This window comes from Plantactinospora endophytica, from assembly GCF_016862915.1.
GTDB classification, from domain to species: domain Bacteria; phylum Actinomycetota; class Actinomycetes; order Mycobacteriales; family Micromonosporaceae; genus Plantactinospora; species Plantactinospora endophytica.
In genome coordinates, this window is sequence record NZ_BONW01000028.1 from 150,876 (window position 1) to 176,584 (window position 25,709).

25 protein-coding genes are annotated in these 25,709 nt (G+C 71.8%); 13 read left to right on the plus strand and 12 right to left on the minus strand.

Annotation, left to right across the window (positions count from 1 at the left end; all coding sequences use genetic code 11):
* Positions 1 to 104: 104 nt before the first annotated feature.
* The 4 genes from Pen02_RS26675 to Pen02_RS26690 all read right to left on the minus strand — a co-directional run bounded on the left by Pen02_RS26675 (position 105) and on the right by Pen02_RS26690 (position 5,452).
* Positions 105 to 1,022: an SDR family oxidoreductase gene (locus tag Pen02_RS26675; RefSeq protein WP_203868852.1), complete on the minus strand. Its 918-nt coding sequence runs from the start codon at positions 1,020 to 1,022 to the stop codon at positions 105 to 107.
* Positions 1,023 to 1,112: 90 nt separating this feature from the next.
* Complete coding sequence (locus tag Pen02_RS26680) at positions 1,113 to 2,534, minus strand: MFS transporter (protein WP_203868853.1); 1,422 nt, start codon at positions 2,532 to 2,534, stop codon at positions 1,113 to 1,115.
* 79 nt (positions 2,535 to 2,613) lie between these two features.
* Positions 2,614 to 4,092 (minus strand): 4-hydroxyphenylacetate 3-hydroxylase family protein, encoded by a 1,479-nt coding sequence (locus Pen02_RS26685; protein ID WP_203868854.1) that lies wholly within the window; start codon positions 4,090 to 4,092, stop codon positions 2,614 to 2,616.
* 43 nt (positions 4,093 to 4,135) lie between these two features.
* A complete protein-coding gene (locus Pen02_RS26690) occupies positions 4,136 to 5,452 on the minus strand; it encodes an FAD-dependent monooxygenase (RefSeq protein ID WP_203868855.1) in 1,317 nt (438 codons plus the stop codon).
* A gap of 203 nt (positions 5,453 to 5,655) precedes the next feature.
* On the opposite strand from Pen02_RS26690, the gene Pen02_RS26695 reads away from it, so the two are divergent.
* The 3 genes from Pen02_RS26695 (at position 5,656) to Pen02_RS26705 (ending at position 8,819) form a co-directional block, all read left to right on the plus strand.
* A complete protein-coding gene (locus Pen02_RS26695; RefSeq protein WP_203868856.1) occupies positions 5,656 to 6,726 on the plus strand; it encodes an AraC family transcriptional regulator in 1,071 nt (356 codons plus the stop codon).
* Positions 6,727 to 6,834: 108 nt separating this feature from the next.
* A complete protein-coding gene (locus Pen02_RS26700) occupies positions 6,835 to 8,139 on the plus strand; it encodes a low temperature requirement protein A (RefSeq protein ID WP_203868857.1) in 1,305 nt (434 codons plus the stop codon).
* A gap of 173 nt (positions 8,140 to 8,312) precedes the next feature.
* Positions 8,313 to 8,819 (plus strand): monooxygenase family protein, encoded by a 507-nt coding sequence (locus Pen02_RS26705; protein WP_203868858.1) that lies wholly within the window; start codon positions 8,313 to 8,315, stop codon positions 8,817 to 8,819.
* A gap of 181 nt (positions 8,820 to 9,000) precedes the next feature.
* Here the strand turns inward: Pen02_RS26705 and Pen02_RS26710 are convergent, their stop codons facing one another.
* The 7 genes from Pen02_RS26710 to Pen02_RS26740 form a co-directional block, all read right to left on the minus strand.
* Complete coding sequence (locus tag Pen02_RS26710; protein ID WP_239141332.1) at positions 9,001 to 9,792, minus strand: MBL fold metallo-hydrolase; 792 nt, start codon at positions 9,790 to 9,792, stop codon at positions 9,001 to 9,003.
* Entirely contained in the window at positions 9,789 to 10,577 is a 789-nt protein-coding gene (locus tag Pen02_RS26715; RefSeq protein ID WP_203868859.1) for an alpha/beta hydrolase, read from the minus strand. Before Pen02_RS26715 ends, Pen02_RS26710 begins: the two co-directional genes overlap by 4 nt.
* Complete coding sequence (locus tag Pen02_RS26720; RefSeq protein ID WP_372445672.1) at positions 10,574 to 10,726, minus strand: hypothetical protein; 153 nt, start codon at positions 10,724 to 10,726, stop codon at positions 10,574 to 10,576. The genes Pen02_RS26715 and Pen02_RS26720 overlap by 4 nt, the downstream gene beginning before the upstream one ends.
* A gap of 199 nt (positions 10,727 to 10,925) precedes the next feature.
* Entirely contained in the window at positions 10,926 to 11,909 is a 984-nt protein-coding gene (locus tag Pen02_RS26725) for a helix-turn-helix domain-containing protein (RefSeq protein ID WP_203868860.1), read from the minus strand.
* Positions 11,910 to 12,106: 197 nt separating this feature from the next.
* A complete protein-coding gene (locus Pen02_RS26730) occupies positions 12,107 to 12,856 on the minus strand; it encodes an MBL fold metallo-hydrolase (protein ID WP_203868861.1) in 750 nt (249 codons plus the stop codon).
* 4 nt (positions 12,857 to 12,860) lie between these two features.
* Positions 12,861 to 13,256, minus strand: coding sequence for a RidA family protein (locus Pen02_RS26735; protein ID WP_203868862.1), 396 nt, complete (start codon positions 13,254 to 13,256; stop codon positions 12,861 to 12,863).
* On the minus strand, positions 13,253 to 13,975 hold the full coding sequence (locus tag Pen02_RS26740) for a GntR family transcriptional regulator (RefSeq protein WP_203868863.1): 723 nt from the start codon (positions 13,973 to 13,975) through the stop codon (positions 13,253 to 13,255). The genes Pen02_RS26735 and Pen02_RS26740 overlap by 4 nt, the downstream gene beginning before the upstream one ends.
* 229 nt (positions 13,976 to 14,204) lie before the next feature.
* Between Pen02_RS26740 and Pen02_RS26745 the strand changes: the two genes are divergently transcribed.
* The 10 genes from Pen02_RS26745 (at position 14,205) to Pen02_RS26790 (ending at position 25,181) form a co-directional block, all read left to right on the plus strand.
* The gene (locus tag Pen02_RS26745) at positions 14,205 to 15,527 is read left to right on the plus strand and encodes an ABC transporter substrate-binding protein (RefSeq protein WP_203868864.1); all 1,323 of its coding nucleotides are present in this window, start codon (positions 14,205 to 14,207) and stop codon (positions 15,525 to 15,527) included.
* A complete protein-coding gene (locus tag Pen02_RS26750) occupies positions 15,524 to 16,489 on the plus strand; it encodes a carbohydrate ABC transporter permease (RefSeq protein ID WP_203868865.1) in 966 nt (321 codons plus the stop codon). The genes Pen02_RS26745 and Pen02_RS26750 overlap by 4 nt, the downstream gene beginning before the upstream one ends.
* Positions 16,486 to 17,316 carry a carbohydrate ABC transporter permease gene (locus Pen02_RS26755; RefSeq protein WP_203868866.1) on the plus strand — a complete coding sequence of 277 codons (831 nt, stop codon included), beginning with the start codon at positions 16,486 to 16,488 and terminating at the stop codon, positions 17,314 to 17,316. The genes Pen02_RS26750 and Pen02_RS26755 overlap by 4 nt, the downstream gene beginning before the upstream one ends.
* Entirely contained in the window at positions 17,313 to 18,095 is a 783-nt protein-coding gene (locus Pen02_RS26760) for an SIS domain-containing protein (protein WP_203868867.1), read from the plus strand. Before Pen02_RS26755 ends, Pen02_RS26760 begins: the two co-directional genes overlap by 4 nt.
* A 68-nt stretch (positions 18,096 to 18,163) precedes the next feature.
* Positions 18,164 to 19,105, plus strand: a complete 942-nt coding sequence (locus Pen02_RS26765) for a sugar phosphate isomerase/epimerase family protein (protein WP_203868868.1) — start codon at positions 18,164 to 18,166, stop codon at positions 19,103 to 19,105.
* A gap of 20 nt (positions 19,106 to 19,125) precedes the next feature.
* Positions 19,126 to 20,694 carry a xylulokinase gene (locus Pen02_RS26770; RefSeq protein WP_203868869.1) on the plus strand — a complete coding sequence of 523 codons (1,569 nt, stop codon included), beginning with the start codon at positions 19,126 to 19,128 and terminating at the stop codon, positions 20,692 to 20,694.
* The gene (locus tag Pen02_RS26775) at positions 20,691 to 21,971 is read left to right on the plus strand and encodes a M20 family metallopeptidase (protein ID WP_203868870.1); all 1,281 of its coding nucleotides are present in this window, start codon (positions 20,691 to 20,693) and stop codon (positions 21,969 to 21,971) included. The genes Pen02_RS26770 and Pen02_RS26775 overlap by 4 nt, the downstream gene beginning before the upstream one ends.
* A complete protein-coding gene (locus tag Pen02_RS26780; protein ID WP_203868871.1) occupies positions 21,968 to 22,846 on the plus strand; it encodes an IclR family transcriptional regulator in 879 nt (292 codons plus the stop codon). The genes Pen02_RS26775 and Pen02_RS26780 overlap by 4 nt, the downstream gene beginning before the upstream one ends.
* The gene (locus Pen02_RS26785) at positions 22,843 to 24,147 is read left to right on the plus strand and encodes a pyridoxal-phosphate dependent enzyme (protein WP_203868872.1); all 1,305 of its coding nucleotides are present in this window, start codon (positions 22,843 to 22,845) and stop codon (positions 24,145 to 24,147) included. Before Pen02_RS26780 ends, Pen02_RS26785 begins: the two co-directional genes overlap by 4 nt.
* Positions 24,144 to 25,181 carry a Gfo/Idh/MocA family oxidoreductase gene (locus Pen02_RS26790; protein ID WP_203868873.1) on the plus strand — a complete coding sequence of 346 codons (1,038 nt, stop codon included), beginning with the start codon at positions 24,144 to 24,146 and terminating at the stop codon, positions 25,179 to 25,181. Before Pen02_RS26785 ends, Pen02_RS26790 begins: the two co-directional genes overlap by 4 nt.
* Positions 25,182 to 25,225: 44 nt before the next feature.
* Here Pen02_RS26790 and Pen02_RS26795 read toward each other — a convergent pair whose 3' ends face one another.
* The gene (locus tag Pen02_RS26795; protein ID WP_203868874.1) at positions 25,226 to 25,669 is read right to left on the minus strand and encodes a hypothetical protein; all 444 of its coding nucleotides are present in this window, start codon (positions 25,667 to 25,669) and stop codon (positions 25,226 to 25,228) included.
* Between the last annotated feature and the right edge of the window lie 40 nt (positions 25,670 to 25,709).

Here is a 25,709-nt window from a genome sequence, read left to right on the forward strand (position 1 = left end):
TCCCCCCATGGTTGTCGTTCCAGTCGAACCGTCCGCCCGTCGCGGGTGCGCTGGCGGGCGGCGGCACCACCGCCCGCCAGCGACCGCCGGGGGAGCGGAAAGCCTCAGCCGGGTTCGCCGGCAGGCACCGTCGACCACCGGTGCCACGGTTGGGCCTCGACCCAGCGGGCGATCGGCGTCGGTGCCGCCCCGAAGGTCCCGGACAGGACCGTCGGGTCGAGGTCGAACAGGTTCCGCCCGGCGTCGGTGCCGGCGAATCGGTAGATGCCGGAGACCCCGGCCGCCGCCTCGGCACCGAGTGCCTGGCCCAGGCCCTGTTCGAAGAGTTCGACGTCGAGCCGGACGTACCGGACCTCCCGGCCCAGCGTCCGGGCGAAGATCGAGGCCAGTTCCGGGCCGGTGACCACCTCGGGCCCGCCGACGTCGACGGTCGAGCCGGCCAGCTCCGGGCGGTCCAGGGCGGCCACCATCGCCGCGCCCAGGTCGTCGTGGGTCAGCCAGGCCACCGGGCGGTCCTCCGGCAGCGGGTACGCCAGCACGCCCTGGTCCATCAACGCTCCGCCGACACCCGGGTTGAACAGGTTCTCCAGGTAGACCGGCGGGCGCAGCACCACCAGCGGTACCCCGCTGTCCCGGAGGATCTCCTCGGCGGCCCGGCGGGTCTCGAAGGCCGCGTACCCGGTGGTGACCGCCGGCAGCGAGGTGTTGGTGTTGTAGACGAGTCGTCGTACGCCGGCCGTCCGGGCCGCCTCGGCGATGGTCCGGGCGAACTCGGTCACCCGCTTCGGGTCGTAGACCAGCGGCAGTGTCACCGCGACGTGCGTGACCCCGTCGAAGGCCCGGCGTACCGCGTCCGGGTCGCCGAGGTCCCCGGTGACCAGCGGTACGGGCGGCTCGGCCACCGCCCGGCGGGCGAACCCCCGGACGGGCCTGCCCCGGTCGGCCAGGGCCCGGGCGACCGCCCCGCCCTGCCCGCCGGTCGCCCCCAGCACCAGGTACTGGTTACGTTCTGCGTCGGTCATCTGCTTTCTTTCCCTCTCTCGCTGGATGCTCCCGGCATGCCACCGGGTGGTCTCGGCGGCGGGCGGCCCGCCAGGTGCGGTCGGTACGGGTCACCGGGCCGACGCCACCGGCTGCTCGGCGGCCGGGGCGGGTGCCCGGCGCAGCCGTACCGCGGCTATCGCGGCCAGCAGGGCGACCACCGCGCCGACCAGGAACGCCGTCCGGATGCCGGCGGTGAGCGCCACCGGGTCCGCCGTGCCGCCGTCGGCCGGAGCACCGCCCCGGGCGGCCACCACACCGGCCATCACCGCCAGGCCGAGTACCGCACCGAACTGCTGACTCGTGTTGATCAGGCCGGAGGCCAGCCCCGCCTCCTCCGGGCCGGCCTCGGCGGTGGCCGCCACGTTGGTGGTGATGGAGACCAGTGGCAGCCCGACCGCGAGTACCAGGCTCGGCCCCAGTACGCCGGTGACGAACCCGCCGTCGACGTCCAGTGCGGCGGACAGCCAGGTCATCCCCGCCGTGACCAGGGCGAACCCGGCGACCATGACGGTGCGCAGGCCGAACCGGGCGATGACCCGGTCGGCCGCACCGGCGACCACGATGACCAGCAGGGAGAGCGGGAGCAGTCCGAGGCCGCCGCCCAGCGGTGAGTGCCCGACCACGTCCTGCAGATAGATGCTGACGAAGAAGAACATCGGGAAGAGCGTCAACTGGCCGAGCGCGGCGAGCAGGTTGGCGGTGCGCAGGGTACGCCGACGGAGCACGCCGAGCGGCACCAGCGGACCGCTGGCCCGGCGTTCCACGAGCGCGAACCCGACCAGCGCCAGCACCGCCAGCCCACCGGCGACCAGCACGCGTGGCGCCAGCCAGCCGACCTCCCCGGCGCTGACCAGCCCGTACGCCAGCAGCCCGAGGCCGGTGGTGACGGTGACCGCCCCGGCCACGTCGAACCCGCCGCCGGGGCGGGTCCGCCGGACGTCCGGCACGAAGCGCAGGCTGACCACGACGAGCAGCACACCGGCGACGACGTTGAGCACGAAGGTGCTGCGCCAGCCGAACCAGTCGGTCAACACCCCGCCCAGCACGGTGCCGACCGCCCCGCCGGCCCCGGCCATCGCGGCGAAGACGCCGAGCGCCCGGTGCCGTTCCGGGCCGTCCGGGAAGATGCCCAGGACCAGGGCGAGCGCCGCGGCGGCGGCCAGCGCGGCGGCCACGCCCTGCACCGCGCGTCCGGCGACCAGCCACCCGGTCGAGCCGGCCACCGCGCCGAGCGCCGAGCCGGCGATCAGCACCACGAGTCCGGCGAGGAAGATCCGGCGTCGACCGAGGTGGTCGGCGGCCCGGCCGCCGAGCAACAGCAGACCGCCGAAGGCGATCAGGTAGGCGTTGGCCACCCAGGACAGCCCGGCGGGGGATATACCCAGGTCCGTGCCGATCGACGGGACCGCGACGTTGATGATCGCGGTGTCCAGGATCAGCAGGAACTGTGTGCAGGCGAGGACCGCGAGGGCTCTCCATCGATCGGGCATGCCAGTCATCTCCATCGGTTCGGTCGGGCCGGTCGGCGCTCCGGCGGTGCGGCGTGTCCGGCCGCACCGCCGGACCCGGTCACCAGCTGTCGTACGGCGACTGGTCCAGCTCGTAGCCGTCGAGGCAGTGCTGGGCGAGCCGCTCGCAGAGGTCGGGTCGGCCGTCGCGCACGATCGCCGGCAGGTAGACGTGCGGCGCACCGTGATAGAACCGCTCGTACTGCTCGTGCCGGGAGGCGAACTCGGAACCCAGCGCGTCCCAGGCGAGCTTGAGCAGTTTGATCCGGGCCTCCGCCGGGTGGCCGGGCGAGCGGACGTACTTGGCGAGGACCGGGCCGAGGTCCGGGTGGCGCAGGTCGTAGCCGGAGGCCGGTAGCTGGATCAGCCCGCCGCCGGCGAGCAGCTTCACCTCGGCCAGTGCCTTCGGGTAGATGTCGCCGGCCATCGCCCGGTGTGCGGAGGCGATCTCCGGGTTGATCATCACGCCGCCGACTCCGCCGTCGACCTGCTCGTACTCCGTCTCGGCGGCGATCAGCATGGACCGGGCGACGTTCACCCAGCCCAGCAGCCGGCCGAGCTGCGTCTGCACCGGCGGGAGCTGGTAGGTGTTGTTCGACTTGGCGATCAGGATCGCCAGCCCGGCGAGGAACTCCAGCTTCGTCCAGAACCGCGTCGCCGCCTGGTGGACGAAGTTGTTGTACGCCGGCGTGGCCCACCACTGGCGCAGGCTGGCCTCCACGTCCCGGTAGACCAGCACCCGCTCCCAGGGCACGAAGACGTCGTGGCAGACCAGCAGCGCGTCGTTCTCGTCGAACCGGGACGACAGCGGATTGTCGAAGACGCTGCGCGCCCCCGCCTCGTACGACGTCCGGGAGACGAATCTGACCCCGGGAGTGTCCAGCGGTACGGAGAAGCTCAGCGCGTACTCGACGTCCTGCGGCGCCAGCGGCTCGATGGTGCCGACGATGACCTCGTCGCCGAAGATCGCGGCGGTACCGATCATCTTCGCGCCGCGTACCACGATGCCGCCGTCCTGTTCCTTGACCACCCGCAGGTAGAGGTCGTTCTCCTCCTGTTCCGAGGCGGTCCGGGTACGGTCGATCTGCGGGTTGGTGATGGTGAACGCCTGGTAGAGGTCGCCGGTCGACATCCGCCGGTGGTACGCGGCGAGGTTGTCCCGGCCGTCGAAGGCCGTGCCGGCGAAGACCTGGGGCAGCGCCGTGAAGCCGGCGATCCCGGCCGCCATGTAGTCCGGCGACCGGCCGAGGAAGCCGTAGCTCGCCTCCGACCAGAGCTTGAAGGCCCGGCGCCGGGCCACCAGGTCGTCGTGGTCGCGCGGGATCTGGAAGGCGCGGTGGATCCGGGTCCCGTCCTCGGTCTGCACGGTCAGCGTGTCGAGGTGCGCCGGGTCGTGGGTCAGGTCGTAGAGGTGCGCGATGGACCGGGCGGTGTTGCGGAACGCGCGGTGCCGGGTGACGTTCTTGACCGGCTCGCCGTCGAGCCAGACCTCCCGTCCGTCACGCAGCGCGTCCAGATACTGCTCACCGGTGCGAGTCATGCCTCTCCTCAGGGATGGATGGGTGTCTCGGCGGAAATCAAGATCAGGAGGTGGCGGCGGCGTGCCGCCACGGCTGCGGACCCGCGCCGTCGTCCGGTCCGGGCACGGCGTACGGCGAGGCGGCGTTGGCGGCTCCGGTGTCCGAGCCGGCCAGCGTCGCGTAGCGCCGGGATATCTCGGCCAGCTCGGCCGGGGACGCGACCTCGGACCGGTCCTGCACGGACGGCTCCGGCGTCGCACCGTCGGCGAGCGCCACCACCACCTCGGGGCCGAGCGCGCGGTTGGCCTGCTGGAGGAGGGTCGTGCGTCGGCGCCGCTCCGCCTCGTACGCCAGGAACGCCTCGCCCGGACCGGCGTGGGTGGCGAGGGCGTGAGCCAGCGCCCGGGCGTCCAGCACGGACTGGGTGGTGCCGTTCGACCCCATCGGACACATCGGATGCGCCGCGTCGCCGACCAGGGTGACCGGGCCGAAACTCCAGCGCGGCAGGGGATCCCGGTCGTTCATCGGCTGCTCGAACGGTGCCGGCGTCGCCGCGACCAGCGCTGCGACGTCGAGGTCGGCGAAGCGCCAACCGTCCAGCACCGCGAGCAGTTTGCCGGAATCCACCGATCGGTCCCAGGTCGACCGGTCCGCCCGCTCGTCCGGCCCGAGGGCGCGGGCCATCGCCCAGTTCGTCTCCACCAGACCGTCGTCGCCCGGCTCCGGGCTGATCGGATAGGCGACCACCTTCCAGGTCCGGTCGCCGCCGATCACCATCGAGCGGCCGTCGGCGAAGGCGGGTATCCGGGCGATGCCCCGCCAGACGACCTGCCGTTGCCAGACCGGCGGGCCCTCGGCCGGGAAGAGGGTCCGCCGCACCGCCGAATGGATGCCGTCGGCGCCCACCAGGGCGTCACCGTCGGTGGTGGACGCCGCGCCGTCCCGGGAGGCCAGCGCGAGCCGGAGCCGCCCGGTGGGAAGTTCGACGAAGTCGGTCACCCGGGCGTCGGTGCGCACCGCGGCGCGACCCAGCCGGGCCAGTACGGCGGCGAGCAGGACCATCTGCGCCCGCCCCCGGTGTACGGCGAGCTGCGGCCAGCGATGCCCGGCGGCCCGGCCGCGCGGCTCCCGCCAGATCACCTCGCCGTGCCGGGTGTAGTAGACGAGTTCGTGGATCGGTACGGCGACCCGGGCCAGCTCGGCGGCGACCCCGAGCGCGGCGAGTTCGCGTACCCCGTTGGGCAGGAGATTCACCCCGGCGCCGAGCGGTCGTATCTCGGGAGCGGTTTCCAGGACGGTGACCTCACCCAGCCCGGCCGCGTGCAGACTCAACGCCGTACTCAGTCCTCCGATGCCCGCACCAGCGATCATCGTTCGCATTCAGGTTTTCCCCCGTGTTCGCCGGATCGACCTGTCCGTCGTCCGTCCGCGTGCTGCGGCCACCCCGCCCGTGTCACGCGTCCCCCGCGCCCCGCCCGCCGCGTTGCCGGCTGTAGGCGCTCGGTTACCGCTCTCCAGCCAGAATGCCGGGGAGGTCCTGTACGATCAATGAAGAGAAAGCCAATCTTGGTTAAGGATTGTCCATGACCGAGGACGACGACCTGCTCAGCGAGCTTCTCAAGCCACTGCGGCTGGTCAGCCTCTTCTACAGCCGGTGGGACGTTCGTGGCCCGTGGCACGTCCAGGGCGACGACGACGAGTGCGCCGTGCTGCACTACATGCTGCGCAACCAGTGCTACGTGACGCTCGACGGGCGCATGCCGATCCTGCTCCGCCCCGGCGACCTCGCCGTCTTCCCGTACGGCACCGCGCACACCCTCGGCGACGGTTCGGCCGAGCCGGCCCAGCCCCTCGGGACGCTGCTCCGCAACCGGCAGCTCGGCACCTCGACGACCGTACGCATCGGCGAGCAGGGGGAGCGGACCGAGCTGCTCTGCGCCAGCCTGCACTTCGATCCCACCGCCGAGCCTCCGCTCTACCGGTCACTTCCCTCGGTCATCGTGCTGAGCCGGGACATGCTGGCCCGGGAGCCGCTGCTGATGCGTACCCTCGAATGCCTGTTGCCGGAGACGGAACGTCGCGGCCCCGGCAGCCAGTTGGTCACCCTCCGGGCGTTCGAGATGGTCTTCGTGCTCGCCCTCCGGGTCGCGCTGCAACACTCCAGCCAGGACTCCCGGGCGCTGCGCGCGCTCGACCACCCCGGCATCAGCCGTACCCTGATGGCGATCTACACCGAATACCAGCAGCCGTGGACGCTCGACACGCTGGCCCGGCACGCCGGGATGTCCCGGTCCAACCTCGCCAAGACGTTCCGGGAACTGGTCGGCGAGGGGCCGGCCAAGCATCTCACCCGCCGCCGGCTCCAGAAGGCCACCGAGATGCTGACCGAGACCAACACGCCGTTGGCGGCGATTCCGCAACTCATCGGCTACCAGAGCACCGTCGGTTTCCACCTCGCCTTCCGCAAGGTGCTGGGCGAGACGCCCGGCAGCTACCGGCAGCGACGGGTCGGCCCGGAAACGCTCCACCGGGGCCGGTCCCGCCGACGCCCGGCGGCGACCCGGGGCGGGCACGACGAGCCGGCGGTACCGGTGCTCGCGCACCTTCCGACCGCGACGCAGGGAGGCAGGAAGCGGTCCGGGCGTACGACCTGACCGGTGGCGCGACCGGCGCTGTCGGGTTGGTGGTTCGAGGGCGCGGCGAACCTCGTCGGCGTTGGGGTAGCGCCGAAAGATACCGGCATTTCCTGCCAAAATCGACACGTGGGCGATACGCGCAGACCGAAACTGCCATGGCGACTCCGGCCGGTGGCCGAGGGCATGCGGGTCACCCGGTTGGAGATCTTCTTCGATCTGGTCTTCGTGTACGCCCTCTTCAACGTGTCTCGGTCGACCTATGCCGACCTCAGTCCTGACGGGCTGCTGCGTGGCTTGCTCGTGCTGTCCCTGCTGTGGTGGTGCTGGACCTCGTACGCCTGGGTGGGCAACAGCGTCCGGGCCGGCGAGGGTGCGATGCCGGCCGTGCTGGTCGGGGTCATGGCGGCTGTCTTCGTGGTGGCGTTGGCACTGCCCGAAGCCTTCGCCGACATACCGGGTGGACTGCCCGGGCCCCTGGTGTTCGCCGGTTGCTACCTGGTCATCCGGGCGATGAGCCTGGTCGTCTTCTGGCACGTCAACCGGCACCAGTCCGGGCTGCACCGCCGGACGGTGCACCTCGCCCTGCCGATCCTCGCCGCGACCGCACTCCTGGTCGTCGCCGCCGTCCTACCGCGCCAACTCGCCGGTGTCGTGAACCCGTTCGCGGTGCAGGTCGTGCTCTGGGTACTCGCCGTCGCCGTCGAGTACGTCGCCGGCGTCGTGCTGGCGCGGAGAGGCTGGCGGATCATCTCGGCGGCGCACTGGACCGAGCGGTACGAACTGGTCGTGATCATCGCCATCGGCGAACTGATCATCTCGGTTGGTACCGGTACCAGCCCGCTCAGCCGGCCGATCACCCTGCCCGTCGCCGGAGCCGCGATCCTTGCGATCGTGGTGACCGCCACCCTCTGGTGGGCCTACTTCGACATCATCGCCCTCGCCGCCCAGCAGGTGCTGAACGACGCGCGTGCCGCCGCCCGCCTCGCGCTCGCCCGGGACGCCTACGTGTACCTCCACCTACCGATGATCATCGGCCTGCTGACGCTCGCCCTCGGCGCGGAGGAGGTGCTCCAGCAGGTCGCCGACCGACGCGTCCCACTGGGCGAACCGTTACGGTCCCCTGGCGCCTACCTGCTGTTCGGCGGGGTGTTCCTGTTCCTGCTCGCCCACCTCGCGTTCCAACTACGTATCCTCGGCACGCTCACCTGGATCCGGCTCGGCACCGTCGTGGCGCTCGCCGCGCTGACCCCGGTCGCCGCCGCCGTGCCGGCCCTGGCGGCGCTGGCCATCCTCACCGCCGTCTGCGTGGGCCTCGTCTCGACCGAACTCGTCGTACTGGCCGGCTCACGCCGGGCCGTCCGCGAGGCGGTGCTGGAGGAACATCTGGCCCACGAGGAGCGCGAGACAACCTGGCGGAGACGACACCGCTGACGACGACAGCGGCAGTTGGCGCCGGTTGGGACCGGAAGTCGCCGTTCACTGTTCGTCCAGTGCTGGTCAAGTGCGTACCCGTAGGTTGAGGCCGCTGGGCGCGGACCCCGAACATGGAGGGCACACCTGCCACCATCCAGCCCACGCGTGGTTCGAGCCAGGAGGAGCGTTGGATGCCAACTCGAGTGAACCGGCAAACCGTCGACCTGTCCGCCTATCCGGATCTCATCGTCCTGTACCTCGGCATGCGGGTGAACCGGCTGTACGGGATCCGGACCTTCTTCAGCTTCGGCCGGAAGATCAGTGAGTCGGTCGCGGGCAAGCCGGACGGGCTGCTGCTGCACGAGCCCGTGTACTACTCGTTCTTCCCGATGAACATGGGCATGCGCCAGTACTGGCGCGATCTGCCCTCGCTGCTCGACTTCGCCCGGTCGGAGCCGCACCGGCAGTGGTGGCTGGACTTCCTGCGCGACTCCGGTGGCACCGGCTTCTGGCACGAGACGTACTCGGTCAGGGGTGGCATGGAGGCGGTCTACGACGACGTGCCCAAGCCGCTCGGGTTCGGGCGGTTCGCCGGCATCCAGCGAGCCCGGGGACCGATGTTCGGCTCTGCGGCCCGGCTCGGACGCTCCGACGACGGCAACCCGGTGCTCAGCGAAACGGATCTCTACGAGTCCTAGGACCGCTTCGCCCATCGGCGCGACATCGGCGTGTCCGCCGACGTGACAGAGGAGGGCGCCGGCCGAGCCGCCGCGCGGTGGTGTCCAGAGTGGTCCCTTCGCGCTCTCCCTGTCGGGCAGGGCAGGCCGCGACCGAGCTGCCGGTGGTGGCGGCGAGGACACCGCCACCACCGGATCCCGGTCAGACCGCGAGCGGCGTCGGCGTGCCCGGGGTGAGCCAGTGCAGGCTCTCGCGGACCGCGGTCGGCGCCGTGGCGAAGGCGGCCTCGACCGCTCGCCGCCCCTCGCTGAAGTGACTCCAGCCCTCGTAGTGCACCGGCAGCACCGTACGGGCCCCGACCAGCCCGCACAGTTCGACGGCGTCGGCCGCGGTCATCGTGTAGCGGAGTGGACCGGTGAGGCCGAACCGCACCGCTCCGAGGTGCAGCACCGTGGTACCGACGGTGAACCGCTCGGCGACCTGACGGACCCCGTCGTAGAGCACCGTGTCACCGGTGATCCACAGCGGCCCGTACCGCTGGTCGGCCCAGCGCAGCACGAACCCGGTCACCTCGCCCACCACCGGCCGGCTCAGCGGCGGCCCGTGCCGGCACGGGGTCGCGGTGACCTCGATGGTCGGCCGGTCCGGCGCCGTGAGCTCGGTGCGCTGCCAGGGTGCCAGCCCGGTGGTGGTACCGCCGAGACGCCGGCTGCCGGCCACGGTGGTGACGACCCGGCCCGCCACCGGTAGCAGCACCCGGCCGACGTCGTCGAGATTGTCGGCGTGGTGGTCGTGGGTCAGCAACACCGTGTCGATCTCGCCGAGCGACTCCGCCGGTAACGCCGGGCCGGTCAACTTGCGCGACGCGGTGCCCCAGCCGAACCGGTACCTCCGGCCGGGGGCGTCGAACGTCGGATCGGTGATGATCCGCCAGCCGCCCACCTCGATCAGCACTGTCGGACCGCCGATGTGGGTGATCCGCAGCTCTGTCACCGCGCGTGCCGCAGCGCCCAGTCGAGCACCTCGTCCGCGATCCGCTCCCAGCCCTTCTGGGCGGGCAGCAGGTGAGCGTAGCCCTCGTACTCGCGGCGTTCGGTGATGGTGGCGGACTTGTAGTGCTTGGCGTTCGACTCCTGTACGGCCGGCGGCATGATGTGGTCCTCGGAGCCGGAGACGAACAGCAGCGGCGCCCGGTCGTCGTTGTGGTAGTCGACCCAGGTGTCCTGGTGACCGGGCTGGAAGTTGGCCAGCACGCTGCCCCAGAGGATGCCGCCGTTGGCGGGGATGTGGTAGCGCTCGTACAGCGCGCGGGCCTCCTCGTCGGTGAACGTGTTGGTGAAGGCGTACTTCCACTCCTCGAACGTGAGGCCGATCGCCCGGTGCCGGTTGGCGGGGCTCTTGAGCACCGGGAACGTGGACTTCACCTGCGACAGCGGCACCACCCGTACGCCCTCCGTGGGTGCCGAGTTCATCGCCACGCCCACGGCGCCGTACCCGTGGTCGAGCAGGATCTGGGTGAACGCGCCGCCGGCCGAGTGACCGATGATGATCGGCGGTTCCGGCAGCGACCGGACCACCTCTTCCAGGTGAGCAATGATCTTGGGTACGGTCACCTCGACGATCGGGGTGGGGTCGGCGTTGAGCGCCTCCACCTCGACCTCGAAGCCGGGATACCCGGGCGCCACGACCTGGTGGCCCCGGCTCTCGTAGTGGGTGATCCAGTTCTCCCAGCTCCGGGGCGTCACCCAGAAGCCGTGGACGAGGACGATCGGTCTCATGGCTGGTACTCCTCGAGGAAGGCGAGCAGGTCGTCGCCGAGCTGCTGCTTGTGGGTGTCGGTGATGCCGTGCGGGGCACCCGGGTACACCTTCAACCGGGCACCCTTGATCCGTGCGACGGAGGCGTTGCCGCCCACCTCGAACGGCACTACCTGTGTCCGCCGAACTCAGGGCAATCTCGCATCCCGGCAACGGCGGAAGTGTGCTGGAGACGCAGAGTTCTGACGCCTGCGCGCAGCACTCCAGGACCGCTTGACGCGGCGGGAACGGTGTCGGGTCGGCAGCCCACCGGCTCGGGCACCGACCCACCCGGAGCGACACGACGAACCGCCGGCCGGATCGCCGTGGTCAGCGCGACGGCGGTGACGGGAGGTTGTCGTGCCTGGCCGTGGTCTGCTTCGTGGCGATCTGTCGCGGCGTGACGCCGAACACCTCCCGGAACTTGCTGGAGAAGAAGCTCGGGTTGGAAAAGCCCCAGGCGCGGGCGGTCGCCGCGATCGAGGCGTAGCGCGGGCGGGCGGCGGTCAGGTCGGCCCGGGCGCCGTGCAGGCGTTGCTCGATGATCGACCGCTCCAGGCTCTGCCCCATCGTCTCGTAGAGCTTGTAGAGCGCACGCAGGGAGATGGCGTTGGCCGCCGCGATGCGGGCCGGGGTCAGGTCGGGATCCCGCAGGTTGTTGCGGACGTACGCCTGGACGCGCGCCTGCATCGAGGAGTGCATCGCGTCGCGCAGCCGTCGGTCGTCACCGGCGGCGGAAACCACCAGCGCCCGCATCAGCTCGGCGGAGGCGGCGCCGAGTTCGGGTGCCGCACCGCTGTCGACCAACTGGTCCGCCTGGGCCGTGACACGGGCGACGTGGTCGCGTACGAGTTCGTAGAGCGGGCTGCCCCGCAGCTCACGGGCGGCCCGGTGGATCGCGTCCCGAGGCACCCCCAGGTTCTCCACGTCGACGTGCAGGGCGTAGGAGGCGCCACCGCCGCTCCAGCCGTAGACGTAGGGCAGGGACAGGTCGACCAGCATGAGGTCGCGCGGCCCGAACACGCGCCCCTCGCGCGCCCACGCCAGGTGGTTGTCGGTACGCATCGGCAGCGCCAGGACGATGGAGGACTCGTTCATCGCCCTGGCCATCCGGGGGGTTCGCCGCAGCGTGGTGCCGGACGCCTCGATGTTGAAGACCTTCGCCCTACCGAAGTCGAAGACGGTCATTTTCGCGTGGATCGAGGCCGGATCCTCGAACGACGCCATGCTCGAGGAACAGTTGGCGCTGACCGTGACCTGGAATGCCTCGGCGCGCTCCCCGGCGGGAAGCGACCGCGTGTCGAGAACGAGCATGGCTCCCCTATTCGTCCCTGAGCAGGTAGGCCGACGTCACGCAACACACCCGCGCCGTTGCGGTCGACAGTTGACTGCCGAAGCCTCGCCGGCCTCGGACCGCAGGACGTACGACGCCGGGCCCGACGACGAGGCGACCTCAGTATGCGTCCCGGCCGCGTCTTCACCAACGGGCGCGAGGAGCGGCAGCCGGCTCGTCAGGTGTGCAGGACGTTCGGCGGCGGGATGAGCTGGCGGAAGGAGTCGGCCGCTCTGCCGATGTCCACGTGCGCCCCGTGCAGCACCGGCTCCCCGTGCCCGGGCAGCAGTACGTCGACCTCGCGCTCGGCGAGGCCGATGACCGTCTCGGCGTACCGGTCGAGTCGGCAGTCGTGGATCGCCTGGAGGCTCACCCGCCCGTCGGCGAAGAGGCAGTCGCCGCTGAACAGGACGGTCCGGCCGGCGGTGCGGACCAGCACGACGAGGTGGCCGTCGCAGTGGCCGGGCGCGTCGACGACCTCGATCTCCAGGTTGCCCGCCCGGACGACGTCGCCGCCGCTCACCACCTGGTCGACGGTGGTGGGGGCGAGCCGGTAGTCGGCCGGGTACACCCCGGCGGCGCGGGCCACGGCCAGCGAGGTGCGCGACTCGTCGGCGGTGCGCAGGGCCGCCGCGGTCTCGGCGCTGGCCAGCACGGACAGCCCGGCCGCCCGGGCCGCGCCGGCACCACCGGCGTGGTCGGCGTGGTAGTGCGTCACGATGGCGCCGCGCAGCGCGGCCGGGTCGCAGACCTCGCCGACGGCGGCGAGCCACGACCGCGCGCCCAGGCCGGTGCCGGTGTCGACGAGTACTCCGCCGGTGCCGTCCCAGACCAGGTAGCAGTGGCAGTCGTGCGGGTCGGTGCGGGCGGCCGGGTGGGTTCCGCTGCCGACCAGCCAGACGGAGGCCAGCAGGGGTACGGCGCCCACGCGTTCAGCCCGCCGTCGTCGGGTCGGGGCGTACGGCCACCACGTCGACCTCGACCAGGATTCCGGCGAGGGTGCTGCCGACGGTGGTGCGTACCGGGTAGGGCGGCCGGAAGCGCCGTGCGTACACCTCGTTGTAGCCGGCGAAGTCGCGGTCGAGGTGTTGCAGGTGCACGGTGGCCTTCACGACGTCACCGAGGCCCAGCCCGACGGTACGCAGCGCGCCCTCGACGTTGTCGAGCACCTGCTCGGTCTGCGCGGTGATGCCCTCCGGGACGACACCGCTGGCCGGGTCCTTCGGCCCGAAACCGGCAGTCCAGACCAACCTGCCCGCGTCGACGACGTGGCTGTACGGCCCGGCCGGTTCGGGCAGGTCGGGGCTGGTGTGCGCGGTCCAGGTCACCGGTCGGTCTCCCTCGGTTCGGCGGGGCGGTGCAGGTCGGACTTGACCTCGTAGCGGTCGTGGCGGTAGCGGGATCGGGACCGCTGTGCCGGACGGCGGTTGCCGTCGTAGAAGACGTCGACGATCTCCAGCGCCGGGGCGTGCTCCGGCAGGCCGAGCAGTTGGGCGTCGCGGGACGGCGCGGGCACGGCGCGTACCCGGCGGCGGGCCGCCGCGACCACGACGCCCGCCTGCGCCAGCACCTCGTGCAGCGATCCCTCCAGGTCGGCGCCGTCGAGGATGCGCTGGAACCGGGCCGGCAGGTGGGCGTCCTCCAGGCACATCGGCTCGTCGTCGGCGAACCGCAGTCGCTCCAGCCGGATGACCGGGGTGTCGGCCTCGACGCCGAGGTCGAGGGCGACCTCGGGGGAGGCGGCGACCTCCTCGATCGCGACGAGTCGACTGCTCGGGCGGAGCCCTCGGGAGCGCATGTCCTCGGTGAACGAGGTCAGGTTGGGGCCCATCGCCACGGTGGGTCGGCGGACGAACGTGCCGGAGCCGGGGATGCGTTCCAGCCGGCCGTCGCCGGCCAACGCGTCGAGTGCCTGCCGGACCGTCATCCGGCTGACCTCGAACCGCGCGGCGAGGTCCTTCTCCGAGGGCAGCCGGGAGCCCACCGGCAGGCTGCGGCACTGCTCGCGGAGCGCGTTCGTGATCGCGACGTGTTTCGGCGTTGACATGTAGTGAGCATCCCGTATCTCCGGCTGGCGGCCGTACCCGGCCAGGTACCGGTCCAGAACCCGGGGCTCCTCTCGCTCTTGACTGGTCTAGACCGCCTCTGTATGGTCCGGAACATTATTCCAACGCCCCTCGGTTCGTCTAGTCCGCAGCGTCATCGTCAGTCGCACGAAGAGTCGTGACTCCGGAAGCACGCGGAACGCCCGGCGGCCGTGAGAGGAGTACCACCTCATGAGGTACGGAAAGGTCAAGCGGCTGACCGCCGCGGCCGTCGCTGCGGTGGCCGGCCTGTCGGTCGCCGCCTGCGGCGGGTCGAGCGGGCCGGCCGGCGACGACAAGACACTGATCCTGTGGCACATGGAACAGCCACCGAACCGGGTCGCGGAGTTCCAGAAGCTGATCGACGGCTACAACTCGACGAACCCGGAATACAAAGTCCAGGCGCAGGTCCAGGACTGGAACCAGATCTACACGAAGATCTCCGGTGCGGTGCAGTCCAAGACGCAGCCGGACATACTTTTCACCATCCCGGACTTCACCACCTACGTCCGCCCGCTCGGCGCGGTCCGGCCGGTCACCGCACTGGTCGAGGAACTCGACAAGGCGCACACCTTCGGCGAGGCGGCCAAGGCGCCGTACCGCGACGACGACCAGTACTGGGCCGTCCCGCTGTACGGCATGGTGCAGATGCTCTGGTACCGCAAGGACCTGATGGCCAAGGCCGGCATCGCCGAGCCGCCGAAGACCACCGCCGAACTGCTGGCCGCCGCGCAGAGGCTGACCAGCGGCAACCAGAAGGGGATCGCGCTGCCGGCCGGCAAGAACCTCGCCACCGACCAGGTGCTCTACAGCCTGATGCTGACCGGCGGGGCCGGGAACTTCTTCACCCCGTCCGGCGAGGTCAACTTCGACACCCCGGAGACCGTCCGGGCCATCACTCTCTACCGGGACCTGCTCAAGCAGTCGCCGAGCGACAGCGGCAACTACTCCTGGGGTGAGCCGCAGGCGGCGTTCAACAGCGGCGCGGCGGCGATGGCGATCGAGAAGGGGCAGTATCTGGCCCCGTTCGAGCAGGAGTCCGGGCGTCCGGCGAGCGACCTGGGCTGCGCCCCCATCCCGGTCGCGGAGACCGGCGGCAAGCCGGGCAGCATCTACTACTCCAACGCCGCGATGGTGATGTCCGGCGACGACGCCAAGGCCGCCGGTGCGGAGGCGTTCCTGAAGTACGTCCTCCAGCCGGAGAACTACGGCACCCTGCTCAACGCCGAGCCGGGCCTGTTCCTGCCGCTGACCGCCGACGGCGCCACGGCCGAGTCATGGACCAGCAACCAGGTCGTGCAGAAGTACCGGGGCTGCGTCGACGCCATGCTCGAACAGTCGAAGACGGGCGGCCTGTTCGGTTTCCTCGACGGGCAGTACGTCGACTCCATCGGCAAGATCTCCGGCCAGAACGTGCTGGCCCAGGTCGTGCAGCGGGTCTACAGCGGCGACGAGTCACCGGAGGCGGCGGTCAAGTGGGGTGACGAGCAGATGCGTACGGCGGTCGCCAAGTGACCAGCCGCAGCGCGGCGGCGCCGGGTACCGGGGAGGTCGTCCCCGGTACCCGGCCCACCGGGCGCCCGGCGACGGCGAGTGGCCGTCGCCGGCCCTGGCGCACCCACCTCCTCGGGTACGGCCTCGTCGCGCCGCTCGTGCTGGTGATGCTCGGCGTGATCGGCTACCCGCTGCTGAACACCGTGCTGCTCAGCCTCCAGAACCAGGGCGTCGTCGGCAGCGCCTCGACCTTCGTCGGCCTCGACAACTACACCCGGGCGTTCGGCGACGGCGCGTTCTGGGCCTCGATCGGGCGGTCCGCCATCTGGCTGCTCGGCAACCTGGTGGTGCAGACGATCATCGCCTTCGGTACCGCGCTGCTGATCGGCCGCAACGGCCGCTGGGCCCGGGCGTCCCGGACCTGGGTGCTCATCCCCTGGGTGATCCCCACCGTCGCGGTCGCGGTCATCTGGCAGTGGCTGAGCAACAGCAACTACGGCATCGTGCCGAAACTCGGCGCGGCCGTCGGCGTCGACGGGCTGGGCAGCCCGTTCGGCGACAGCGCCCTGGCGATGCCGGCGCTGATCCTGATGAACAGTTGGCACTGGTTCCCGCTCGGCGCGGTCGTCATCTTCGGCGCGCTGCGGACGATCCCCGGCGAGATCTACGAGGCCGCCCGGGTCGACGGCGCCGACAGTTGGCGGATCTTCTGGCGGATCACCTTCCCGCTGCTCCAGCCGGTGCTCTTCGCGCTCGGCCTGGTCGGGTCGCTCTGGTCGTTCAACATCGTCGACTCGATCTACCTGGTCACCAAGGGTGGGCCGGCCGACGCGACGACGACCGCCCCGGTCTTCATCTACGGCAAGGCGTTCAACCAGTTCCAGGCCAGCGACGCCGCCACCGTCAGCGTGATCACGATCATCCTGCTGGCCGCCGTCGCCTTCTTCTACATCCGCGTCGCCAAGCCGAAGGAGGACGCGTGACGTTCCGGCTGCCCTGGGCGCGACTGCCGCGCCTCGCCACCTGGGCCGTACTCACCGCCATCGTGCTCGGCCCGCTCTACTGGATCACGATCTCGGCGTTCAAGGACCGCGAGGAGATCCTGCGTACGACGCCGACGCTGGTTCCGACACATCCGACGCTGGAGAACTTCCGGCAGCTCTTCACCGCCACGGACTACCCGAGCTACCTGGCCAACAGCTTCGTCGTCGCGTTGTGCACGGCGTTCTTCACCGTGCTGGTGTCGTTCGCGGCGGCGTACGGGCTCTACCGGTTGCGGGTGCCGGGCGGCGACAAGCTGGCCGGGGTCATCCTGGTGGCGTACATGATTCCCGGCACCCTGCTGCTGGTGCCGCTCTACCAGGCGTTCGCGGCGGTGGAACTGATCGACACCAGGAACGCGCTGGTGATCGTGAACGTCGCCTTCACCGCACCGTTCTGCACCTGGCTGCTGCGCGGCTTCTTCCTGGCGATCCCCCGGGACATCGACGAGGCGGCGGCCGTCGACGGCGCCGGCCCGATCCGGATGATGCTGCGGATCGTCCTGCCGCTGCTCGCGCCGGGGATCTCCACGGTCGCCGTCTACGCCTTCGTCTTCTCCTGGACCGAGTTCGTCTTCGCCTCGCAGCTCGTCGTCAGCGACCAGCTCAAGACCCTGCCGATCGGACTGAGCGCGATCATGGGTCAGTACACCGTGAACTGGGGGTTGTTGATGGCCGGCACGGTCTGCACAGTCATTCCCGCCATCGTCCCGTTCCTCTTCGCCGGCCGGTACTTCGTCGGCGGCCTGACGGCGGGAGCGGTCAAGTGAACGTACCCGAATCGGCGCCCGCCGTACCCACGGCCTGGTCGCCGCTTGACGTGACCGCCACCCGGTACGCCACGCGCGTCCAGGACCTCCTCGGCCGGGCCCTGACCGAGGAACTGCCGGCGGTACGCCGGGCCGCCGAACTGGTCGCCCGGTCGTTCGCCGCCGACGGCATCTTCTACGTCTTCGGCAGCGGCCACTCGCACATCTTCGGCGAGGAGGCGTTCTACCGGGCCGGCGGTGCGGTCCGGGTCTGCCCGATCCTCAAACCGGCGCACATGCTGCACGAGGGCGCGGTACGCAGCACCGTGCTGGAACGGGAACACGGCCACGCCGAGTCGGTGCTGGCCGACTACCGGCTCGACGGCGACCGCGACGTCCTGCTGGTCGCGTCCAACTCGGGCGCGAACCCGCTGCCGGTCGAGGTCGCCCAGGCGGCGAAGGCGCGTGGGCTGCCGCTGATCGCCATCACCTCCCGCAGCTACGCGTCGTCGATCGAGCGGCCCGGCCCACGGCTGCACGACATCGCCGACGTGGTCGTCGACAACCACTGCCCGCCCGGGGACGCGCTGGTGGAGCTGGGCCCCGGTCTGCCGTCGGCCGGGCCGTCGTCCAGCGTGGTCGGCCTCGCCCTGCTCGACGCGATCATCGTCGAGGCGCTCGGCATCCAGATCCGGCGCGGCGAGACGCCGGAGGTGTTCATGAGCGCCAACATGCCCGGCGCCGCCGAACACAACGGCGAGTCGGCACGACGGATGTCCGACCTCGTCCCGCACCTGTAGCCCGTCCCGCCGCTGTAGCTCGTCCCGCACCTGTAGCTCGTCGTACACCTGTCGAATGGAGACCCACGGTGAAGATCAGTTTCGAGGTCTGGCCGAACATGCCCTGGGGCCGGCTGGAAGCCGCCGGCCCGGCCTGGAACTCCTGGGGGGACAAGCCGGCGACCTGGTGCGTCGAGCAGACGGCGAAGTACGGCTACGACGGCGTCGACTTCATCTTCGCGAAACTGCTGGAGGTGCCGAAGGCCGAGTACGACCAGCAGCTCCTGGACGTCCGGGCCACGGCGGAGCGGGTCGGCATCGACATCGGCTACCTCGGCCACCACACCACCTTCGTCAGTCCGAGGGAGTTCGACCGGGAGCGCGGCATCGAGTCGTTCAAGAAGGCCCTCGACGCGGCGGCCGTACTCGGCGCGAAGTCGGTCTGCACGCTGATCGGCGACGGCTACTACGACCCGCCGCTGAACGTACTGCTCAGTCGCAAGGACGCCTGGCGGCAGTGCCGGGAGGCGATCACCGAGGTGGCCGCGCACGCCTCCGGGCTCGGGCTCAACGTCAGCATCGAGCTGTTGCAGGGCACCATCCTCAACCGCGTCGAGCTGATCGAGCGGATGTTCGACGAGGTCGGCGCGAGCAACCTGCGGATGACGATGGACACCGGTGCGTTCTACGTCGCGGTGAAGCCGTTCATGAACGTCAAGCAGGCGATCAAGCGGCTCGGGCCGTACATCGACATCGTGCAGATCAAGGACGAGGTGGGGCTGCCGACGATCGTGCACTGCAACCACATCTGGTTCGGCGGCGGACTAGTCGACTTCCGGGAGACGTACGAGGCGCTCGCCGAGATCAATTTCGACGGGTACGTCAGCGTCGAGTGGGAGGGCTGGCAGGTCGGCGGCAACATCGGCGTCGGCGAGCCGGCGGGGGTGGGACTCGCCGACTTCGACCGGGTCGCCGAGGAGTCCCTCGAATACCTGACGGAGTTCGGCTTCGTCCCCCGGCGCAGCCGTTGACGGCCACCGGACCGCAGCCGTTGACGGCCACCGAACCGCAGTCGTTGGCGGCCACCGGACTGCCGCCGTCGCGCGTCGCCGTACCCGGGGACACCCTGCTGGTCGGGATTGACCTGGGTACCACCGGGGTGAAGGTCGTGGTGGTCGACGCCGCGACCGGCGCCACGGTGGCCCGCTCCTACCGGGACTACCCGTCGGACACCAGCCGGCCCGGCCGGCACGAACAGGACCCGGCCGACTGGTGGCGGGCGACGACCGGCGCGGTGCGGGAGGCGCTCACCGGCCTCGACCCCGGCGCGGTGGCCGGGGTCGGGCTGAGCGGGCACATGCACGCCGTGGCGCTCTACGACGACCGGAACCGCCCGGTACGCCCGGCGATGACCTGGGCGGACCGGCGGGCCGTCACCGAGGTACGGGAACTGCGCGGACGGGGTGACCTGTTCGGTGGGCTGACCGGCAACCCGGTGGTGGAGGCGTTCAGCGCAGCCAAACTCGCCTGGCTGGTCCGGCACGAACCCGAGGCGGTACGCCGGGCCGCGCGGCTGGTCCAGCCCAAGGACGTGCTGCGGCACCGGCTCACCGGCGACTGGGGTACCGATCCCACCGACGCCGCCGGCACCCTGCTCTACGACGTCGGCCGACAGCGGTGGGAGCCCAGGCTCTGGGCCGCCTGCGGTGCCGACGAACGGCTCGCGCCCCCGGTGCAGGGCTCGGCGGAGATCGTCGGCGTGGTCCGCCCCGAGGCGGCCGAGGCGACCGGGCTGCGCGCCGGTACCCCGGTGGTGGCCGGCGGCGGCGACGTCTCCTGCGCCGCACTCGGCGCCGGGGCGGTCGCCGACGGCCGGGTGTACGTCAACGTCGGCACCGCCGCGCAGATCGTCACCCCGGTATCCGAACCGCGTGCCGCCGTCGACCGGTTCGTCTTCGCCCGGGCCGGCGAGGCCGGCTTCCTCGGCATGGTCTCCTCGTACGCGGCCGGTCTGGCGATCCGCTGGGCCGAGCGGAACCTGCTCGCCGGCGGCGCCCCGGACACGCCGGACGGGACTGCCGACCGGCTGGCCCGCGACTCCGTACCCGGGGCGGGCGGCCTGACGTTCCTGCCGTACCTGCTCGGCGCGAGTGCCCCGATCCACGACCCGGCGGTCCGGGCCGCGCTGCTCGGCGCCGCACCGGAACACGGACCCGCCGACATCGCCCGCGCGGCGCTCGAAGGCGTCGCGTACGCCTGCGCGGCGGCCGTCGACCAACTCCTCGACGGTGCCGGTGCCGCGACCGAGATCCGGGTCGGCGGCGGGGTGACCCGCTCGGCTGTCTGGTGCGAGACCTTCGCCGCCGTCTCCGACGCGCCCGTGCGACGGCTGCGCCAGGACGCGTCGCCCCGGGGCGCCGTCGCGCTGGCCGGGATCGGCGCCGGGATCTGGCCGGACGTCGCCGCCGCCTGCGCCGTCCTCGACGACAGCGAGCCGTTGACCGCCCGGGACGAGCACCGGGCCGGCTACCGACAGGCCCGCCGCCGGCACGTCGCCGCCACGGCGGCCATCGCCGAACTGCACCGCGATCCCGCCCGCTCCGCCGCAGGTGCGCGATGAACCGCTCCCGACCCGGACAGCACGCCGCAGGCGCCCCGAACCCACGCACGGGCGACGACGGATCGCGGGGCGAGGTGCCGACCGGTGCGACTGTCGGGCGGATCGACTCCGACGCGGTGCTGGCGGAGGCCGCCCGGCTGATCGCGATCGAGGGACACCAGGACCATCCCGGGCAGGAGCGCGCGGTCGCCGACCACGTCGCCGACCGGCTGCGCGGCTGCGGCGCCGAGGTCGAGATCCAGCCGGTGGCGGACGGCCGGGCCAACGTGATCGCCCGGCTGCGCGGCTCGCGGCCCGGACCGACGCTGATGCTCAACGCGCACCTGGACACCGTGCCGCCGTACGCCATGCCGGACGCGTTGCTGCCCAGGGTCGCCGACGGACGACTCTGGGGCCGGGGCGCCGTCGACATGAAGGGCGCCCTCGCGGCGATGATCGCCGTCGTCGAGCTCCTCGCCGCACCCGACGTCACCTTCGACGGCGAACTGCTGCTGACCGGGGTCGCCGGGGAGGAGAACGGCAGCCCCGGTATGCGGGCGCTGGTCGAGGCCGGGATCGGCGCCGACTTCGCCGTCGTGGGGGAGCCGACGATGCTGCGCGTCGGCCGGGCGCACAAGGGCGCGATGTGGGCGCAGGCGACGTTCCGGGGTGTCGCGACGCACGGCAGCGTGCCGCAGGACGGGGTCAACGCCGTCTACCACGCGGCCCGGTTCGTCAACGCGGTCGAGCAGGACCTCGTACCCGCGCTCGACCGGCGCCGCCATCCGCTGCTCGGGCCGGCGACCGTCAACGTCGGGGTGGTGGCCGGCGGTGACCGTCCACCGATGGTCCCGGCATCCTGCACCGTCCAGCTCGACCGACGGTGGCTGCCGTCGGAACGGCACGACGAGGTACTGGCCGAACTGCGGGCGGTCGTGGCGAAGCTGAACCGGGCCGACCCGCAGGTCGACGCGACGGTCGAGGAGATGGCCGGTACGGCGACGTTCGTGCACGCCCCGCTCGACTGCCCGCCCGACGACCCGTACCTGCGGATGCTCTGCTCCGTCGCCGCGGACCCGGAGCCCGTCGGGTTGCAGTTCTGGACGGACGCCGCGCTGCTCGCCGCCACCGGCACCCCGGCGGCGGTGTGCGGACCGGGCGACATCGCCCAGGCGCACTCCCTCGCGGAGTGGGTGCTCGTCGACCAGTTGCGGGACGCGGCCGAGGTCTATCGTGCTATGGCGGAGCGGATGCTGTCGGTGCGCCTGCGGGGTACCGGGACCGAGGTGGGGGCGTGAAGGTGGCCAACAACGAACGGGGACCGGACGGCCTGCGGGCGGTCGAGCGGACCGTCGGGGTGCTCCGGGCGCTCGCCGGAAGTCCGGCGGGCGCGTCGCTTACCGAACTCGTCACGGCGACCGAGATCCCGGCGACCACCCTGCACCGGATGCTCGGCGTGCTGCGCGGCACCGCGCTGGTCCGCGAGACGGCCGACGGCCGGTACGCGCTGGCGGCCGGCACGATGACGCTCGCCCGCTCCTACCTCGACGGCCTCGACCTGCGCCAGGAAGCGCTCACCGTCATGCGGCCGCTGTCGGCGCAGACGGGCGAGACCTGCCACCTCGGCGTACTCGCCTTGGCGCACGTCGTCTACATCGAGAAGATCGACAGTCCGTCCCGGGTACGGATGTACAGCCGTGTCGGCCAGACCAACCCGGCGCTGACCACCGCCATCGGTCGGGCCATCCTCGCGCACGCGCCGGCACACGTCGTCGACGAGGTGATCGAGGCGTACGGGCGGCTCTCCGACGAACCCGTCGACCGTGGCGACGTCGACGCGCTCCTCGCCCGGGTCCGGACCGACGGCTACGCCCGCGATCTCCAGGAGAGCGAACTCGGCATCTGCTGCGTCGCGGCCCCGGTGTTCGACCACACCGGCCACGTCGTCGCCGGACTGAGCATCTCGGCACCGGCCACCCGGTTCGACGCCGAGGCGGCCGACCGGCTCGGCCCGCAGGTCCGCGCCGCCGCCACGGAGCTGTCCGGCGCGCTCGGCTGGAGCGGTGCGTCCGGTCGGGACGACACCGACCCGCAGTCCGATCCCGGCGGCCGGGCGCCGGCACCGCGCTCCGTACCGAAGGCGGGGCGGTCCACGGCGACGGTGCCGCGATGAGGGACTTCACCGTCCACTGCGTACGCTGCCGGCGGAGCACGGACTTTCCCGCTTACCGCTGCCCGAACTGCGGGTCGCCGCTCGTGCTCGACCTGGTTCCGGCCTCCGCCGACGACTGCCGGCACACCTCGGGGCGTGGCCTGTGGCGGTACGCCGGGATGCTGCCCCGGACCCGGCACGCCGTCACCCTCGGCGAGGGTGCGACCCCGCTGCTGCCGCTGCGGCTCGACGGCCGCGACGCGCACGTCAAGCTGGAGTCGCTCAACCCGTCGCTGTCCTTCAAGGACCGGGCGATGGCGCTGGCCGTCTCCGCCGCACTCGACCGGGGACTCGACGGGCTCGTCCTGGCGTCGACCGGCAACGCCGCCGTCTCGGCCGCCACCTACGCGGCAGCGGCGGGTCTGCGCTGCCGGATCTTCTGCGCCACCGGCTCCAACGCGGGTACGAAGCTGGACACCGCCCGTGCCCACGGTGCGCGGGTGGAGTTGGTCGACGGCCACTACAGCGACGCGTACGCCGCCGCGACGCGCGCCGAGGGGGAGGGCTGGCTCAACGTCACCACCACCTACCGGAACCCGCTGCTGACCGAGGCGTACCGCCCGATCGCGGCCGAACTCGTCGCAGAGCTCGGCGCCGTACCCGACGTCGTGGTCGTACCGGTCGGGGCAGGGCCGCTGCTGCGCGGCATCTGGCTCGGCTTCACCGACCTGCGCGACGCGGGCCTGACGACCACCGTGCCCCGGATGGTCGGCGTGCAGGCCGACGCCTGTGCGCCGCTCGTCCGCGCCTGGGGCGCGGCGGACTGGGAGTCGTCGCTGCGTGAACCCGTCGTGGTCGCCCCGACCGCCGCGACGGCGATCGCCGACGCACTGCGCGGCTACGAGGTGGAGGGCCTGCTGACCCTGGCCGCCGCCCGGGACAGCGGCGGCGCGCTCGTCGCCGTCGACGAGCCGGCCATCGCCGAGGCCGGTCGGGAACTGGCCCGCCGAGGGCTGTTCGTGGAGCCTGCGGCTGCCGCCGCCGTGGCGGCCCTGGCCACCTCCGCCGTCCCGGCCCGGTCGAGGGCCGTCGCCGTGCTCACCGGTCACGGCGCCAAGGAACCGTCCGTCCTCGCCGGCCTCATCGGCGGCGATCCGGCCGAACCGTCGGTCTTCAGCGTGCTCAGCGGCGGCGACCCGGCCGGACGGTCGACCCTCGGCGCGCTCGCCCGCGAAGACCGGGCCGGACCGTCGGCCCTCAGCGCGCACAGCGGCGACTACCCGGCCGAACCGTCCGCTCTCAGCGCCGGGAGGAATGTATGACCGTGCCGACCGTGGTCGTCGCCGGAGTGGGCCGGTTCGGCGCCCTGCACGCCCGCGTCTGGGCCGAGGCAGGCGCCCGGCTCGTCGGCCTGGTGGACCCGGACACGGCCAGGCTCACCGAGATGGCGCAGGCCCACCGCGTCGACGAGACGGACAACGCCCTCGCCCCGCTGCTCGACCGGGTCCGCCCGGATGTCGTGGTGATCGCTTCCGACGAGGCGTCACACGTCGGACTGGCCGTCACCGCGCTGGAGTCGGGCTGCCATGTCTTCGTCGAGAAGCCGCTGGCCCTGTCGAGCACCGACGCGTGGCGGATCGCCGACACCGCCGCCGCGCACCGGCGGCAGGTGGTGGCGGGCCACATCTCCCGGTTCACCGCTCCGATGGCCCGGATGCGGGCCGGCATCGAAGGCGGTGCGGTCGGCACACTCTGTGCGCTGCGGCTGCGCCGGGACTTCAGCCGTGCCTGGTACCTCAGCTTCGGTGACCGGGTACATCCGGTCTGGGAGTCCTGCATCCACGACATCGATCTGGCGATCTCGTTCGTCCGCACCCCGGTACGCCGGGTCGTGGCGATGTGCAGCGGCGCCGCCGGGGCAGCGGCACCCAGCGTGGTCAGCGCACTCCTCGAATTCGACAACGGGGTGACCGCCACCGTGGAGTCCGCCTGGCTCGTACCCGCGACGGCGCCCGGCACCCTGGACGACGGTCCGTTGACCCTGGACGGCGCCATCGTGGGGGAGGTCGAGGTGCTGGGCCTGGCCGGGATGTTCAAGCAGCGGCTGGTCAGCGACGCGTTGGTGGAGTGGACCGGGGCCGGGGTCCAGGTCCCGGACATGTCGCTGTGGCCGGAGGAGGACGGAGTGGTCGGCGGGGCGTTGCGCCGCGAGGTGGGGTACGCCCTCGCGGTTTTCGCCGGCCGGCGCGACCCCGACCTGATGCCGGTCGAGGAGGCGTGCTGGGGCGTCGCGGCGGCCGAGGCCGTCGTCGAGTCGCTGCGGACCGGGCTACCGGTGGAGCCCGCACGGCGCTGACGGTAGGGCAGGGGTCGGGACGAACTGCCGCCCCTGCTCCTGCGTCAGTCCGCCGAGGTCGGTGACGTCCCAGGGGATGATCCCGGATCGGCCGGTCGTACCCATCGTCGGAGGGCGTCGACGGTGTTCTCCGGTGACGTGTTGAAGCAGAACTTGATCCCGGCGTCCGTCTCGTTGAGTACGTTCACCAGACGTTCGAACAGCAGGGTGTGCTCGGGCGCCATCCGTACGCCCGCCCCGATCATCACGGCCCGGAACGACCCGGTGGCGGTGATCTTCCGCACCTGCGCCTCAGCCTCGTCCGGCGCCGCCGACACCTGACACGAGACGACGTCGAATCCGGCCGTACGCAGCGCAGCCTCGCCCGCCTCGATCCGCGCGGCCAGGGTCGCCTCGTCAAGGCCGGGATGCCGGCTGTAGTCGACGGCGCTCGGATGCAACCCGATCGACAGGACGGTGCTCGCCGGGCCCGAATCACGTTCTGCCACAGCGCTCTCCCCTCTGGCCGTGGACTGGCGGCAGCGCCAT

Bases quoted from the DNA above. Each gene is read 5' to 3' on its own strand.
- Pen02_RS26675 (WP_203868852.1), bottom strand. From the start codon at position 1,022: ATGACCGACGCAGAACGTAACCAGTACCTGGTGCTGGGGGCGACCGGC.
- Pen02_RS26680 (WP_203868853.1), bottom strand. From the start codon at position 2,534: ATGCCCGATCGATGGAGAGCCCTCGCGGTCCTCGCCTGCACACAGTTC.
- Pen02_RS26685 (WP_203868854.1), bottom strand. From the start codon at position 4,092: ATGACTCGCACCGGTGAGCAGTATCTGGACGCGCTGCGTGACGGACGG.
- Pen02_RS26690 (WP_203868855.1), bottom strand. From the start codon at position 5,452: ATGCGAACGATGATCGCTGGTGCGGGCATCGGAGGACTGAGTACGGCG.
- Pen02_RS26695 (WP_203868856.1), top strand. From the start codon at position 5,656: ATGACCGAGGACGACGACCTGCTCAGCGAGCTTCTCAAGCCACTGCGG.
- Pen02_RS26705 (WP_203868858.1), top strand. From the start codon at position 8,313: ATGCCAACTCGAGTGAACCGGCAAACCGTCGACCTGTCCGCCTATCCG.
- Pen02_RS26715 (WP_203868859.1), bottom strand. From the start codon at position 10,577: ATGAGACCGATCGTCCTCGTCCACGGCTTCTGGGTGACGCCCCGGAGC.
- Pen02_RS26725 (WP_203868860.1), bottom strand. From the start codon at position 11,909: ATGCTCGTTCTCGACACGCGGTCGCTTCCCGCCGGGGAGCGCGCCGAG.
- Pen02_RS26740 (WP_203868863.1), bottom strand. From the start codon at position 13,975: ATGTCAACGCCGAAACACGTCGCGATCACGAACGCGCTCCGCGAGCAG.
- Pen02_RS26745 (WP_203868864.1), top strand. From the start codon at position 14,205: ATGAGGTACGGAAAGGTCAAGCGGCTGACCGCCGCGGCCGTCGCTGCG.
- Pen02_RS26775 (WP_203868870.1), top strand. From the start codon at position 20,691: ATGAACCGCTCCCGACCCGGACAGCACGCCGCAGGCGCCCCGAACCCA.
- Pen02_RS26785 (WP_203868872.1), top strand. From the start codon at position 22,843: ATGAGGGACTTCACCGTCCACTGCGTACGCTGCCGGCGGAGCACGGAC.
- Pen02_RS26790 (WP_203868873.1), top strand. From the start codon at position 24,144: ATGACCGTGCCGACCGTGGTCGTCGCCGGAGTGGGCCGGTTCGGCGCC.